A 15,697-nucleotide genomic window follows, 5' to 3' on the forward strand; every position below is an offset into this window, starting at 1 on the left:
AAAGTGTAAGCTGGCAAATCACTATAAATGGTGAAAAAGACTGCACGTGTATCTATCTGTACATAAAAAAGCCTCCTCCCATTAAATGAGAGAAGGCTATAACCAAACTAAAATTAAACTGAAAATTATTCTATATTATCTGCATACAGGTCGCCAGAAGTATCTTCCTTAGATCTTATCATTTTACTATACTTACCCCTCATCAGCTTCTCCTTTTCAAACATTTTGGCCATGGCAGGGGCACTTTTGGTAAATGTCATAGTGTTGTTAATGGAAATAGATGTAGCAAAACTTTCCACATCATGGTCAGCCCCTATATAAGTGAAGCTCCAGTTCTTTTGCTTCAGCTCATCTATCATTTGCTTCATCTCCTGTCCACTATGCTCTTTGGAAGCATTTTCTAATCCATCAGTAAGAATAGTGACCAATACATTATAGTCCTCCTGCTTTTCAACAATGGGCCTAAGTTTATTAAAGCTAAACCCAATGGCATCATACAAAGGTGTAGAAGCATTCGGCTGATATTTATCTTTATCAATTAATGATAACTTTTCTACCGACTCATTAAAATGCAGCTCTTTAATACCAATACCGTTAAATGTTACTAAAGAAATAATATGCTCCTGATCCTGGTATTCTTTAGCTATCCCTTTAACTGTCTGCACAATCTCGTTGAAACCATCAATAATCATATCTTTAATAGATCCCATTGAGCCGCTTTCATCCAATATAATTAAGTTGTAAACTTTGTGTTTCTTGGTCATAACTTTTCTATTTTAAGGTGAGAAATAATAACTCATCATCTATCACATACTGTGATCAAATAATAACACAAAGTTATGCTGAGTAACAATGAGAAAACACACTGTAAGAAGTGATATGTAAAAATCATTAAATTAGGTGAGTGGATAGATTTCTACCTAGCCTATTTAGATTAACTTATTCAGGAATAGAGATACTCCTTAGCTTAGCAATTACCCATAATATAAAATAAGAATGAATGTAGCTACAGAGTAATATCACGGCAATTTGTTTCCAGCCCCATTCCCTTTCATTCATTATTAAAAATAAAATGCTCATGATAATGGAAATCACGATTGGAAAGCTATAATTAATAGGAAACTGCAATGATTGCAGGAAATAGTACAGCGGAAGTATAATAATTAAATAAATAGGTAGTCCGAACATTGCAAACATTGCGGAAATTGTAAATGCCCCATTAAAGTCAGGTGATTTGCCTATGAAATAAATCTCATAAACATGAAATAAAAATATTATGAAAAATGGCACTGCTATGAGTCCTACAAGAAAAGCTGATATTACTTGCCACTCACATAGCTTAAAAGCAATTAATATAGGAACCAAGAAAATGAGAACAGGTAATATTACATCCATAATCCTAGCTTTTTTCTTTTTAATTTTTAACTGCTTGAAATCTGACATAACTCTATAGTTACAATGATAGGGCATACAATAGATTGATAAACCACTATAAATGGTGATTTATGAGAAAAAAAATTTATAGTATTTTGTCTCAATCTCCAATCAAAAAGACTAAATAAAAATGGCTAATTCAGATAATTACAAAAACACAATAGCACAGGAATTATCTTCCTTTTCAAATTCTGAGGAATTCAGCTATACATCAATTTTCGATAAAATATACGGATATCGCTATCCCAACTATACGGATGATTATGCTGCATTTGCACAGTTCAAAAAGGAGCAAAGTGATATTTATTTCGATCGTGCAATTAATGAATATGAACAAACGCTAAATCAGCAATTAAAAAATGAAATTCAGGATATTGCTTTAACAGATTTGAATAGAAGATATGATGTGTTAATAAGACTGGGAGATAGAGATAGTTTTGAAGTAGTCCTTAAAAATGCTGAGGATTTTTTAAAAGGAAAAGATTATTTATATGATCATGGCTATCAGTATGAAGATGGTCAAGTGCTATTTGATTTAATTCAAGCCTATTATAACCTCCAATTTCAGGAGGATGTTGTTTCGTTCTTCAATCGAGCTTTCAATTTTGCAAAAAAGTACGCTATAGAAAATAAAAAATGGGAGTATTTAAGTGGCGACCCGGATGAAAGTACTGCGCTGACTATAGCTCAGGCTATCACTTGGCTAAAAAAAGACGATAGGGAAAAATTTGCAAGCGTAGTATTTGATATATATACTTTCTGCTCCCATGATGAAAGAGGATATGAGGTTAATCAGGCTTCAGGATACATAGCTTTACTATTAACAATTTTTGATAGTAAAATTGATATCAATATACTGAACCATGCAATTAATATTACAGGGGAGTACTATCAGGATAATACTTTCGTCCATCAAACCCTTTACAGTAAATGGATTCTAGCTAATGACAGTAAAGGTGCTTTTTCTTATCTTCAATCAGAGGAGAACAGGAGGGGATTTATTTTTGCAATTATTGCATTAGCAGACCTTAACGACAAAGAAACGCTTCCCTTTCTTGAAAAAATGTTGAAAGAAGAAAAGAACCCTGTAATTATTGAAGTGCTAAATGAAGCAATAGAAAGATTAAATACTCAAATTACGATCCCAGAAACAGAGAATCGAATGATTTGGCTAAATGGAAATTTAACCCCTACTCAAAGAGCTCTTGGTGCTGAGTCTGATAATATTTTTGTTAAAAGAGCTCAGGAAAGAACAGGGTTAGATGATATTGTCTACGAAACGGATGATGACTAAATGGTTCATAACTACAAAAAAGTATACAGCAAAAAAAAGTAATGCAACGATTTTAAAAAGGAAAATGTCAACTTGGAGAGTTATAGTGCTTACAAAAAAATAAGTCGTCCTTATTTCAACCTGAAAGAACTATTGGCGATTCCTGTATTACCATTATTGGTGCTTACAGTTATTTCATACGGAATCATATATTTTGGGGGGATTTCTATTGCCATTTTCTTTCATGTAATTGCTTCAATAGTTATTAATTACCATTTCCATGGTTTAAAAAATGCTTTTTCAAATCATAGCAATAAAACTCCATCCAAGAGTATTCCCGGCATAGTTGTATTAATGTCGATGATGCCTTCATTTCTAGTCATCTTGGGCGGACAGCTTGTAGCAACAGTAGGCTCGTACCTTTTTGTGCTGTTTCAAAAAACAGGAGTATTTTATAAAACCTATTTCCTGCTTTGGATCTTTATTGTTTTCGGACTACCTACCCTGTACTTTTTAGGAAGGGAATTAAAATATTGGTTCACTGCATATTATCAAGCTTATTATTTTACCACTTTGTCTCTAACTATTGATTATGACCCAGATCTTTTGATTAGCATTGAGGAGATTTCATTTCTCAATACGCGCAAAAGGTTTAAAAGTACTTTCTTAAATACCGCACTTCCAGATTTTCACAAGAAAGATGAAATCTCTGAAACTCACTCAATAGCAGAGTATAACGAAAGGTTTTACAAACCGATATTGATAAAGTCAATTGCTATTCCTAAGCAAAGCAATGTTTTCAAAATAATTTATACCTCGCATCTTGAAGAAACGAACTATCAGGAAGAGTTAGCTTTCCCTTTTGAAAAACTATACTTTGAGCAGGAAAAGTATCCTACAAACAAATCTAAGTTCCTGAGAGGTAAAAAGTCAGAAAAAGTTATACTTAGCTTACAAAAAGGTGGTATTCTACAGCTATATACTAGACAAGAACCATTAATAAAACCTATTCAACTCATTCAAAAGACTCAGAGCAAAAAAGTAGACCAAAGTGTTCCCACTCCGGAAAATGGACGGTTCCCGGGGCTGGAGGATTTATCTGCAAATAAGCAGCTCTACAAACGAATGGCCATCAAGAACCGCCTTTTTAACTGGCAAATTACAGGCACTGTTCTAGAAGACCATGAAGTAAGGGTGAAGGATGTTAAAAATTACCTTTTAGAAGATGAAATAATAGAAACTGATACAATCAAAAAAAGACCACTCCCTCTATCTTTCGAATTTACTTACGAGTACTATCAATGGCTTACTATCCATGTTGATTCTGAAAAGTTATTTGATCAGATGCTTCCTGCTCAGCTTAATGATCCTGATTCAGTGTTTAAATTCGAAATCTCTATTGATTTATTGAAAGGGAAAGTAGATGTTAAATTAAGTAGAAAAGGTGTGCAGTTGTTATTTTCGGCATGGGAAAGAGAAATTAAATCTCACAGATGGAAAGATGCTAAAAATAAGCTTCTAAAAAAGCAAAAACAGGTTCAACAGCAGCTTGTTTTATCCCAGATTTATGACTTGATGCAACAGACAAACTATACACTGGCGCAAAAGGTCTGCCAGCAGCAAATTCAGTCGCAACCGAATTTCGCAATGCTTTACTTCTACGAAGCCCGATTACTTTTCTATACGCAGGGCTACGAAGCATGCTATCTAACAGAGGAATATTTTATTGAAAAAACTAAAGAGGATGCTTACACTTTGTCTCGCATTTATAATCATTATGGCTGTTTGCTGGATGAAGAAGAAAGGCATAAAGAAGCTCTACCTTATTTTGAAAAAGCTTATAATACTTACGCGAATGAAATAATGTATTTAGCCAATATTGCAGAAATTTATTATAAGCTGAATAGAATAAAGCAAGCTATACATTATGCTAAAGAATGTATAAATAAGGGCTATGATTCAGATTTTATCACCAAAGTATTAAGCCAAAAACATACTTAAACCGCAAACTCGCGAATTAACTAGTATTTATATTAATCGCTACCCGCTTTGCTTTAATCATATTCTATTTTTAAATCTTTAATTTCTCCTCCCAAATTAATCACAGTATGAATCTTAGGCATTTTTGGGTCAGCCATATCTAAAATAACTATTGGGAATTTCCGGTCATAAGTCCATGCATAACAAATAGCAAAATTACCATAAGCATTTCCTCTTGCTAAATTAAGTGTACCCTCTGCACTTGATAAACAAAAAGCATATTGAACTTCATTCAACTTAGTATCTGCAATAGCTATGACATACCTATTGATAGCCAAAGCATAGTTTGAAGTATTGGCCTGAATATTTTTTGAAAAAGTATATGACTCTTTATATTTCAAATCAATAAAAACATTAGGGTCATTGACGATGTAGGGGGCATTTTCCTTAAAATTGATGAGAAAAGATTGGCTTGAATCAAGTGTTCCTATAATATAACCACCTATTTTTATCAACTTTTTTGGAGCATTATTTATACTCATAAAGTTAGTCACATGAAGATTTTCGGGCACCAATACTCCACCTTCTGAAATTTCCTCATTGATTGTAAACCATCTTATTACATTTTCATCCTGAAATAGGTATAAAATAGAATCAATAATAAAAATTGATGAATACCAGGGTCTGTGATTTGTAGGTTTAATATTAATCCGAATTCGTTCTACTTCATCCAGGTCTAAATCCAGCACATAAAAGCCTTCCTTAAGTGGATCGCAAGCAAATATTTTCCTTTCATGTATTGCAAAACCTCCCGTATTATTGCGTTTCTTTGAGATGTTGATGTCATTCTCACCTACAGCCAGCTTCCATAAAGTGATGCCTGTTTTCCTGGCTGCCAACATATTAAGGGCAGTGCTTCTTCATTTTCCTGATTATCCTTTATTTCTACAGGATACGGGTTTGTTAAAACAAACACATTAAATCCTTCTATTGCAATTTGCACAGGTTCCTCAGCCAGCTTACAGCTAAAAACTTTCTCTTGCCCCAGATAGGTAAGCAAGATAGTGCCATCATTTAAAGCAACTACAGCTTTTTAATTATCTACGGCTTCTGCCGCTGGCATGCTTTTTAAATCGGTTTTAATCTCTATCATTATCCTCTAAAGATCCTTTAAAGTTTAACTTTATTTCTCATTTGGTGGTAACTAATTCTCCTTGTCTGAACAGCTTATTGTGTGATTTTGCATCTGCACCGGTTTCAGGATCATACTCCAATTTAAAATTTTCAGGTTTTACTCCCTCTAAAAGTTTAATGTGACCTCTATAGTAGCTATAATGGTACACATGTGAATCATCTACCGCATAGTATTCTCCAATTGGCTTAAATGTAGCCGGATCAGCTTCAGGAAATATTTGCAATGGATTGGATGAATTATAGAAAACAGCATAAACATGTCGCTCGTCCTTACCAAAAAATTCTTCATCAAAACGTATGAGTTCAAAGCTTTTATTATCTATATCAGTGTCTGCTTTGTAGTATCTCACAAAAACAGAGTTTTGATCCTTTCCAATATAGCTTTCTAAGGCTTCAAACGAGTTAGGATCGGCATTATCAACGACATACTGATCAAAATATACATTGTTTTTATCTTTTGCGTAATTATGTCCTACCCATTCAAAAGATTCTCCATCTGAGTTATCGATAATCCCCCATTGAGTGTAGGCATTATTTTTATCTTTATAATATAATCCATTACTACCCTCTACTACTTCAAAACTAGGAGCGTGAGCACTTTCTATAATCTTGTAATCTGCATACACGTAATTTGAATCTTTGCTATAAAACAAAGTACCCTCAATAGCTGTAAAAGTATCTGGATCTGCATCCTTTAACGGTATACCATTCTTATAAACTTTTTCGGTAGTGATGTGATAGCCCTCGTTAGAAATATCATTACAGATGTTATACAGCATTCGTGGTAAGCCATACAACTGAATAATTATGAGCACAACTACAGAAAACCCTAAAACCCATGCTAAGGGTTCAGTACCATAAAACTTAAAGCCAAAAAGCTTTATAAGTAAAAATAAAAATATTGGATAGCTAAAAAATAAAAGTGCAGTAACAATAGAAGATTTACTATCACTAAATCCCCTGGCTGCAATCATCATCGGAGACATGATAACAATTGCGGGCCATGGGACGAGAAAAATTGTTGCTACAATATTTACAGCATAATTCATTCTTATATTTTTTCAATTTAAAGTATCAAAATTAGGTAATTTAAATTGCATGAGGATCACCTAATTTACCTAAACAAAACTAACCCTGTTAAAATATAAAAAGTATAGTGTAAATATTGATAGGAGCCATTATAACTGACCTTCTACATAAGAAGCCATTTGAGAATCGGTATAAGCTCCGAAAGAACTTCCTGCTAATTGCAGCTTAAGGAAGAATACCTTATCAGTTAATTCCATCTTTAATTCCTCCGTCTTATCCATATTTACAAGCTTAATGGTCTTCATGGATTCACTCAATGCTTCTTTGCCTATGTCATCCGAGCAAATCTTTTTCAAAAAACCAGCAATATCATCAAATACAATCTCCAACCTGCTTAACGGATAGCTATCATAAGCAGTAAAAGTATCCCAATCAACATCTACATTGATTTCGTAACCTGCTATTTCTTTAATCTTTGCTTCGAAAGCAGGTAATTTTTCTGTCTGAATTTCTTTAGCTAAACGCTTTTCCTGTAATCCCATTTAAAAATTATTTTGTGGTGTATTAATTAATTTAAAGCAAAGCTATCCGTTAAACACTCTCCATAAATCACCAAAAAAGCGCATTGAAAAAAATCATTATAAATAGTGAGAATAAATGAAGATTAGAATTTAGCTATAACTATAAAAGTCTCTGTACCTACATTATTTTAAGTAGCCGCTTTTCTGTAAAAGGAATAATAGTTGGAGATGCACAGCCTTCAAGCCATAATCAGATCAAATAATAAAATACTTTGGCGCAGGATTTCACTTTACTGTTTCTTTCTCATTTCTCTCTGTCTGAGATATTCTTCATAAATCACTTTGGGTTCCAGATTTACAGGAGAACCAGCAGGGTAAACCTGGAAACTTTCTTCAGGCCTTGCAATCAAATACACTCTAAATACCTGCTCATCAAACTCATTTTCCGATTTAAAAGCAGTATGTTTCCCGTTACCCGGTATCTGATAAGTAACATATTCATACTCTTTCAGTCTTTCTTTAGTATTTTTACCTACTTTTTTATATCTATAGATTTGCTCATTCAGAGGATCATCAACTCCGGAAATCCTTATAAGCATTTCTTCAGTATCTACTTCCCCAATTTTCAGTAATTCAACTTTCAGGTCTCTTGAGCCAACCTTACATTCAAATTGCTCTACATAAGCTCCTAATTTTTGAGCATACAGGGGAGCTTTAGACCAAAGCATACTGAAAAGACAGAAAGTAATAAAGAACCAATAACTTTCATTTCTCCACATCATTTTATTTATTAAGAGCCTGATTAAATTTTAAATAGTGCAAACTTACTCTGTGAGCTTCTGAAAGTAATCACCACAAAATAGCAGATAGCAAAATCCTTATAAATGGTGATTGAACATCATGCAGAAACAGGTAACTATGTAGCATAATTTTTTATGTATGTTTAAGTTGAACTACTTACTCCTTTCACTTTTGAAAAAGAAGGTATTCCTTGCCCCAATGGCGATGCTTTTCTTTTTAAGTAATGGTTATGCTCAAGCTTTTGAAGTAAATGAAGCTACAAAAAATAGAATAGAGGCATTAATAGATGATTTTGATGATCTCTATACTACGGAACCCACTCGCGCAAAAGGATTGATTCAGCAAGCTTTAGTAATTAGCAAAAAATATCAAATGCCTGTAAAAAAAGCTGAAAGCTATTACCGCCTGGGGAAGTGGTTCTTAAATGTAGGGGAATCTGACTCAGCGCTACATTATGTAAATAATGCTCTGAAAATATTCTCGAGATTCAATCAATTTGAAAATATGAGTCTGTGCTACAAAGAGCTAGGAACCATACATGATGAAATAGGTCAAAGAGAAGAAAGCATGAACTATTACACCGAAGGCCTTAAACTTGCAAGACAGCACGGGCTGGAAGATCAAATCGCCCCTTTCATTAATAACATAGGAATTATATTTTTAAAGCAATCACATTATGATAAAGCTTTAGATCATTTTAAAGAAAGTGCACAATTAAGCAAAAAAGGATATCAATACGCTATTACCCTTAACAACATGGGAGTGGTAAAATATCAGCAGAACCAGTTTAATGAAGCTGTTATTTATTATGAAAAGAGCCTGAAAGCTTGTAATGACATTGCTGATGAATACTGTAGCTTAACACCATTGAATGGACTGGCCAATATTTCCTTACAAGAAAAAAAATATTCAAAAGCCTTATCCACTACCCGGGAGATTATTGAGATACAAGAAAAGCTAGGCCTTGAAAAAGACTTATTGGTTAGCTTTAACCGGATGGGGTTAATTTACAACGCAATGTCAAATTTTGAGATGGCTATTGAGTATTATATGAAAAGTTTAATCATAGCTGAGAAAATCAGCTCTGTGCATACACCCTACATACATTCTAATATTTCCGATTGCTATCGAAACATTGGAAACTATAAAAAAGCACTTGAGCATATGGAAATTTTCTACCAAAAGTATGATAGCATCAACTCCGGTGAATATAAAATTAAAACCGAGGAACTGCTGACACAGTATGAAACTGAGAAAAAAGAAAAAGAAATTGCCTTACTGAAAAAAGATAAAAAGCTTAGAGAAATTGAGCTGGAAAAGAATAAAGCACTTTACGAACAGGAGTTGCTAAATCAGAGTCTTGCTGAGCAGAGAAATAAGTACGAGCTGCTTGAAAGAGACAGAAAAATCGATTTGCTTAACAAAGATAGTGAGCTTCAAAAAGCGAATATAATTAATCAAAAAAATGAGCTGGACAGACTTTCTTCCATTCGGAACATCACTATCACCAGTGCTATTCTGATCTTAATACCTATAGTAATATTGTTGATTGTTTACAGGCAAAAGGTAAAAAACAAAGAAATGCTGGCGCTTAAAACAGAGGAAGTAAATCGGCAAAAATCTCTGGAAATGATTCGCTCTTTTGAAATTAAAACCATCCGCGCCCATATTGAAGGACAGGAAATAGAAAAGAAAAGAATTGCCAAAGAGCTGCATGATGGAGTGGCCGGGAGTTTAGCTGCCATTAAAATGAGGCTACAGGCATTTGGTGAAACATTAAATGGTGAACCCAAATTTAGCAATCTGCTTATGAGTGTGGACAATGTTTATAAAGAAGTAAGAACAATCTCCCACAACCTTACCCCTCCGGGAATGCTGAAGCATTCCTTTGTAGATTTTCTTAAAAAATACCTGAATGAAATTTCCCAGGCAGGCCATTTCGATATTGAATATCTCTTTCATGGAGAGGCAGGACTGAATGAAATAACAGATGAACTTAAAGTGGAAATCTATCGCATTCTACAAGAGTTAATCACTAATGTAGTTAAACATGCTCAGACTAATTTTGTGGAAGTTCAACTGATTAAAGATAAAAATCATATCAACCTCATAGTAGAAGACCATGGAAAAGGTTTTGACCTGTCCGAAAAATCCTATGGACTGGGTCTTTCTAACCTTCAGTCAAGAATTAAAACATTGGGAGGCAGATTAGAGATCGATTCATTTAAAGAGAGAGGAACGATAGTAAGCATCGAAATTGAGCTAAAAGAAAAAGATGTTGTGTTTAGCTAGCTGACAAAAAATTTCTATACAAATAAGACAATAACGCATGAGCAAAAAAATTAATATTCTAATTGTTGATGACCATCAAATATTCTTGGAAGGCATCTGTGCACTTTTGGAAAGTATTCCTGAGCTTAACATAGTGGATACTGCCCTCAACGGAAAGATTGTTCCCCAACTTATTAGCCAGCATGAAATAGACATAGTAGTCACTGATATTAACATGCCTGAAATGGATGGGATAGAACTGAGTAAATTACTGAAAGATAAGTATCCGAAAATCAAAACATTGATCCTGAGCACTCATAATGATTCAGCTATGATCAGCAAATGTATCAAAAACAATGTGGACGGCTACCTTCTAAAAAATGCAGAAAAAAAAGAACTCCTCAAAGCATTAAAAACTATCTATGATGGAGAAAAATATTTTGCGGAGGAGGTTAAAACTGAGTTTATGAACCAGACCTTTTACCAGAAAAAGGACAGGTACAACACCATTCAATTAAGCAGAAGAGAAAAAGAAGTTTTAAAATACATTACTTTAGAATATACTACTCAGGAAATTTCCGATAAATTATTCATTAGTCAAAATACCGTAAATACTCACAGAAAAAATTTACTAAGTAAACTTAATTCAAAAAACACAGCAGGGTTAGTAAAATACGCTATGGAAAATCGACTTCTTGATGAAGAGGATTAATGATTTTTCAGTACACTCAGGTTTAGAAAAAATTAATAATATATCTCAACCCTCATTTTTATCAGTGGTTAAAAATAATATAGGGACTTTTTCTAATTTTAACTTTTTGAACTATGAAATCTTTATTGAACATTTATTTATTGGCAATTGCAACGTGTGCGTTCACAGCTTGTGATGATCCTTCAGGTGTAGATACCAATAACTTTACATACGATTTTGAAAGTAGTACAGAAGGATGGACAGCTAATTACTCTGATTATCCTGCAGAATGGGACAAGGATCGTTTCGAATTCACTTTTGAGAGAACTGATTTACCTGAAGAGACTAATGAAGACAGTAAGGCTTTAATGCTTTCGGGAAGAAATATTAGCGATGACTTGTTCATGTTCGTAAAAACTAAAATTACCGGACTGGAACCCAATAAAAATTACTCAGCAATTTTTGAAATAGAACTCGCCTCTCAATACCCTGAAGCATCAGTCGGTATTGGTGGAAGCCCGGGTGGAAGTGTATTTCTAAAAGCAGGAGGCTCAACCATTGAACCCGATACTATTATGGAAGATGGCAGCATCCGAATGAATATTGACAAAGGTGAACAAGCACTCAGTGGTAGCCAAATGAAAGTTTTAGGCACTGTAGGTATTGAAGGTAATGAATTTAATTACCAATTAATAACGCTGAGTAACACTAACGACCCTCTTGAAATACAATCAAATGCTTCAGGAAGCTTGTGGGTAATTGTTGGTACAGACTCAGGCTTTGAAGGAACCACCACTTTGTATTATAACAGAATTCACGTGAGGTTGCAATAATATAGAAATTAATAAAAGAGCAACATACCGATGATATGTTGCCCATTTTCTATTACCTCATTAAATGAATTATCTTTTAACTATTAAAGTATTACAAATTTTCGGGTAACAGTTGCTGTTTCTCTCAGCACATGCAAATAATAAACTCCTGACTCCAGAGTATGAGGTAAATTAATAGTAATCTGTTTTTCCTGATATAAAATCCCCTCCCATTTAATCTTTTTACCGAATGAATCATAAATTAGTATATTATCCAGTGTCTTTTGATCCACTTCATCCATAACAAAATTTAATTCATAATTCGATTTTACTGGATTGGGGTAAACAGTATAAGTAATGAGGGTGACTTCAGGCTCTTCAGGCTCCTCTTTGCACTCATTAATTTGTGCAGCCACTTCACTTCTTATAAGCGGTAGTCTATCGTAAACAAATTGGCCTGGACAACTTGTACTACAACCATCTCTATGTCCTGCAATTACTCCTAAATCATCATTTAAAGGATGGGGATTTTGCGCTTCCACATTTAAGTTATCTTTAGACCCTTTCCAGGCCAATAAGCCTTTTAATGTAGTATAAGCCTCTTCGGTAGCATCCTGCACTCTAAAATCACCTAACATACATGCTCCCATTGTAGTACTATTTGATCCACAAAAATGAGCCCCCAAAACCTGATCCTGAGGACCATCACCAGGGTCTCTGCCTGCAAACAAAGTTCCGTCAGGAGCTACTAAATAATTATAACCTATGTCCGACCAGCCATTTTCTTTAGTATGTAAAATATAAATATCCCTTACTGCCTGTACATAATCAGTAATGCTATTAGGATAAGCAGAATGGTGTACAATCATATTCTCTACAACAGTAAAGCTGCGCTCATAATTAGGAGCAGGCAAACCACTCCTCCATTCTGATTGCTGCACCAAATTGGGTAATTCGCAATTATTAATTGCTTCATAATTGGGTTTCCTTTCCCCGATGCCTTTACTTCCTCCAGAGCCATTGATTAAAACCAAATGCACTCCTTCAACTCCTTGCGGATGTATTAAGTTAATCTGAGTTTGAAGTTCATCAAAATGAATAAGTGTAGAATAGAAAAATCCTGAACCTTCAGGAGCATGAATTTCATTATCAAAATAAATTGTGTCATCCTCTGCTACAATTGCAAATTCAGAAAAATCCAATTGCTCTTCACTCTTTAAGGCTAAAGCTGTATATTCAAAATTGATTTTTTCAGTTAACCTTTGCCGGGAAGCATTCAAATTTAAATAAGCATTAGCATGTATGCCATTTTCATCCACCCGCAGGGTACTTATATCCTGCGAAGAGACCTTTAAAGCAGCTCCGACAATAAAAATAATTAGTAAAAAGAAGTATTTCATGTATTTAATATTTGCTTTATGCTATTTTATATTTGCTAATGTAGTCTAAGGAACACAATCAATTACCTTATGCTTCAATAACGAACAAAACGAAAAAGCTTACGTATTTATCAAAAATAAAATCAAAAACTATGAACAAAGTTAAAGTAAGTTTGCTGGCATTAACCGTTATTGCCTTTACTTTTTTTCAGTTTATTCCAAAAGACACTCAGTTTTTAAAAACTAACCTGCGCATTACTATTCAGGATGATTTAGGTAACGTGCAGGAAGGGGCTACTGTAACTCTTTATGAAAACGAGGAAGACTATAGAAGAGGAGAAAACCAAGTAGCTGAACCACAGACAACTGATTCTAGAGGAAGGGTTACTTTTAAAGATTTAGAAGATAAAATCTATTTTGTTAATGCTACAAAAGGCGATATGAACAATAACATGCTGGGCGTACAGACGGCCAAATTGGAAGATGGAAAACTTAATAAAGTAGCTATAGTAATTCAGTAAAATAAACATTTAAATCATAAAAAAAGAGCAAGGAGGATAGACCTTCTTGCTCTTTTTATTTATTGCCATTGCATTTAAGCTATATCACGCTTAGCAATTAACAAGTAATTGAAAAATAAACATAGTCCATACCATCCTAAGGCAATTATAAGACTGCCTATTGCTACATAATTTTGAATTTCCATAAATACATAGCGTTGAAATGGCACTTTCACTAAATTATTAACAGCATTTATAGGGAAAAGAGTGATTAACCAATGATCGTCTGATTTATAATTCAGATAAGCCACTAAAGAAGGCTCCACAAACAAAGCATAAAAGCACAAAGCAATTATTGCAAAACCGGATTTCTTCAATAGTAAAGAAATAAGCATAGCCAGGTTTAGGAATGTGATCAATTCCAGGAAATGGGCCAGCAAGAATTCGATGCCGGTGAAAAACAAATGTGGCTCAAAAGTATAAGAATGGATCAATCCCATAATAGTTCCTGCCACAAATAACACCAGCATATTCACCAGGCTAAAGGTAAAAATCATCACCTGTTTGGACCATAGAAATGATTGAGGGGACATGCCATCAATGATATTCTGGCGGATAGTTCTAAAAGAGTATTCATTAGTAACTGAAATAATGACTATAAAGGCCAGAAAAAATTTCAGATAAGACGCTAAATAAGTCAGGTTCTGCCACACATCAGGGAAATCGTAGAAAGGAATAATATTAGGACTTATTCCCTGAAACTCAACCCCGGAGTTTTCCATCCATGAGAGTATCAGTTTTACACTACTTAGTATTAATAGCAACAGAATAAAATATAAAATCGCTAACCTGTTAAAAGTTTTATAATTTTTGAGCTTTAACCACTCTATTTGCAATAATTTCCACATAATCAGGCTGATAAAAGTTCTAAGAATTGTTTTTCCAATGATTTATTGATGTAGGCCAGATGATTTAATACTATTCCTTTTTCTATCAGATACTGATGAAATTCCAGAATATTTACCTGATCATCAAACTGTACTTCCAAACGGTTTAAATTGTTCTTTTTAATCTGCTTCACTCCTTTATAAGCTTTCGCAAGCTCTTCCAGCTGCTCTATATTAAATGAACTAATCTCTACACCATCATTGCCTGATAAACTTTCAGCCACACTTCCTGTAAAAATCTTTTTACCGTTTTTGAGTACTGCAAAATGGGTACACACTTTCTGTACTTCATCTAATAAGTGGCTTGCCAAAATTATAGTTTTTCCTCCGGCTGCAATTTCAAGAATCAGCTGTCTGATTTCAGCTATCCCTTGCGGATCCAGGCCATTAGTAGGTTCATCCAATATAAGCACTTCAGGATCGGAAAGCAGCGCAGAGGCAATGGCTAACCTTTGTTTCATTCCAAGTGAATAGGTCTTAAAAGGAGATCGGCCCCGCTCATACAAGCCTACAATTTTTAGTACCTCATCAATTCTTTGTTGGGGTACATCCTTAATTCTACAAACTATTTTTAAATTTTGTACGCCAGACAGATAGGGGTAAAATGTAGGGCTTTCTAAGATGGCACCTATCCTTTTTCTCTGTGAAGCTATGGGTTGTTGATCAAACCACTGATACTCTCCTGAACTTTTTTGAGTAACACCTAAGATAATTCCTAAAGTGGTACTTTTCCCACTTCCGTTAGGGCCTAAAAGACCAAAAACGTTTCCTTTCTTTATTTCCAGATCTAATGCATTTACGGCCGTAATTTTGCCATAATGCTTTGTCAGGCCTGAAATCTTTAAAATATTTTCCCTCATAGATT

General features: G+C 34.2%; 15 protein-coding genes. 6 read left to right on the plus strand and 9 right to left on the minus strand.

Annotated features, from left to right (window positions below):
- Nucleotides 1-125 precede the first annotated feature (125 nt).
- Both IEV85_RS17910 and IEV85_RS17915 read right to left on the minus strand, forming a co-directional pair.
- Nucleotides 126-764: a VWA domain-containing protein gene (locus IEV85_RS17910; protein WP_188466012.1), complete on the minus strand. Its 639-nt coding sequence runs from the start codon at nt 762-764 to the stop codon at nt 126-128.
- Between the two features lie 175 nt (nt 765-939).
- Nucleotides 940-1,395 carry a hypothetical protein gene (locus IEV85_RS17915; protein ID WP_188466014.1) on the minus strand — a complete coding sequence of 152 codons (456 nt, stop codon included), beginning with the start codon at nt 1,393-1,395 and terminating at the stop codon, nt 940-942.
- Nucleotides 1,396-1,564: 169 nt separating this feature from the next.
- Here IEV85_RS17915 and IEV85_RS17920 point away from each other — a divergent pair, with 169 nt between their 5' ends.
- Entirely contained in the window at nt 1,565-2,728 is a 1,164-nt protein-coding gene (locus IEV85_RS17920; RefSeq protein WP_188466016.1) for a hypothetical protein, read from the plus strand.
- A 72-nt stretch (nt 2,729-2,800) separates the two neighbouring features.
- Nucleotides 2,801-4,708 carry a tetratricopeptide repeat protein gene (locus IEV85_RS17925; protein WP_188466018.1) on the plus strand — a complete coding sequence of 636 codons (1,908 nt, stop codon included), beginning with the start codon at nt 2,801-2,803 and terminating at the stop codon, nt 4,706-4,708.
- 53 nt (nt 4,709-4,761) lie between these two features.
- On the opposite strand, the gene IEV85_RS17930 is transcribed toward IEV85_RS17925, so the two are convergent.
- From IEV85_RS17930 to IEV85_RS17945, 4 genes are all read right to left on the minus strand, one after another.
- Complete coding sequence (locus IEV85_RS17930) at nt 4,762-5,589, minus strand: hypothetical protein (RefSeq protein WP_188466020.1); 828 nt, start codon at nt 5,587-5,589, stop codon at nt 4,762-4,764.
- Between the two features lie 288 nt (nt 5,590-5,877).
- On the minus strand, nt 5,878-6,930 hold the full coding sequence (locus IEV85_RS17935) for a DKNYY domain-containing protein (RefSeq protein WP_188466022.1): 1,053 nt from the start codon (nt 6,928-6,930) through the stop codon (nt 5,878-5,880).
- A 129-nt stretch (nt 6,931-7,059) separates the two neighbouring features.
- The gene (locus IEV85_RS17940; RefSeq protein ID WP_188466024.1) at nt 7,060-7,452 is read right to left on the minus strand and encodes a hypothetical protein; all 393 of its coding nucleotides are present in this window, start codon (nt 7,450-7,452) and stop codon (nt 7,060-7,062) included.
- A gap of 269 nt (nt 7,453-7,721) precedes the next feature.
- Nucleotides 7,722-8,213 carry a hypothetical protein gene (locus tag IEV85_RS17945; protein WP_188466026.1) on the minus strand — a complete coding sequence of 164 codons (492 nt, stop codon included), beginning with the start codon at nt 8,211-8,213 and terminating at the stop codon, nt 7,722-7,724.
- A 157-nt stretch (nt 8,214-8,370) separates the two neighbouring features.
- On the opposite strand from IEV85_RS17945, the gene IEV85_RS17950 reads away from it, so the two are divergent.
- From IEV85_RS17950 to IEV85_RS17960, 3 genes are all read left to right on the plus strand, one after another.
- Nucleotides 8,371-10,524: a tetratricopeptide repeat protein gene (locus IEV85_RS17950; protein ID WP_188466029.1), complete on the plus strand. Its 2,154-nt coding sequence runs from the start codon at nt 8,371-8,373 to the stop codon at nt 10,522-10,524.
- Between the two features lie 37 nt (nt 10,525-10,561).
- Nucleotides 10,562-11,215 carry a response regulator gene (locus IEV85_RS17955; RefSeq protein WP_188466031.1) on the plus strand — a complete coding sequence of 218 codons (654 nt, stop codon included), beginning with the start codon at nt 10,562-10,564 and terminating at the stop codon, nt 11,213-11,215.
- A gap of 113 nt (nt 11,216-11,328) precedes the next feature.
- Nucleotides 11,329-12,027 carry a hypothetical protein gene (locus IEV85_RS17960; RefSeq protein WP_188466033.1) on the plus strand — a complete coding sequence of 233 codons (699 nt, stop codon included), beginning with the start codon at nt 11,329-11,331 and terminating at the stop codon, nt 12,025-12,027.
- 83 nt (nt 12,028-12,110) lie between these two features.
- On the opposite strand, the gene IEV85_RS17965 is transcribed toward IEV85_RS17960, so the two are convergent.
- The gene (locus IEV85_RS17965) at nt 12,111-13,406 is read right to left on the minus strand and encodes a T9SS type A sorting domain-containing protein (RefSeq protein WP_188466035.1); all 1,296 of its coding nucleotides are present in this window, start codon (nt 13,404-13,406) and stop codon (nt 12,111-12,113) included.
- A gap of 131 nt (nt 13,407-13,537) precedes the next feature.
- Between IEV85_RS17965 and IEV85_RS17970 the strand changes: the two genes are divergently transcribed.
- The gene (locus IEV85_RS17970; protein WP_188466037.1) at nt 13,538-13,906 is read left to right on the plus strand and encodes a carboxypeptidase regulatory-like domain-containing protein; all 369 of its coding nucleotides are present in this window, start codon (nt 13,538-13,540) and stop codon (nt 13,904-13,906) included.
- Nucleotides 13,907-13,980: 74 nt separating this feature from the next.
- Here IEV85_RS17970 and IEV85_RS17975 read toward each other — a convergent pair whose 3' ends face one another.
- Nucleotides 13,981-14,793 (minus strand): DUF2705 family protein, encoded by an 813-nt coding sequence (locus IEV85_RS17975; RefSeq protein WP_188466039.1) that lies wholly within the window; start codon nt 14,791-14,793, stop codon nt 13,981-13,983.
- A gap of 2 nt (nt 14,794-14,795) precedes the next feature.
- Nucleotides 14,796-15,692, minus strand: a complete 897-nt coding sequence (locus tag IEV85_RS17980; protein ID WP_188466041.1) for an ABC transporter ATP-binding protein — start codon at nt 15,690-15,692, stop codon at nt 14,796-14,798.
- Between the last annotated feature and the right edge of the window lie 5 nt (nt 15,693-15,697).

The sequence above is a fragment of the Marivirga lumbricoides genome, from assembly GCF_014636295.1.
In the GTDB taxonomy this organism is placed as follows: domain Bacteria; phylum Bacteroidota; class Bacteroidia; order Cytophagales; family Cyclobacteriaceae; genus Marivirga; species Marivirga lumbricoides.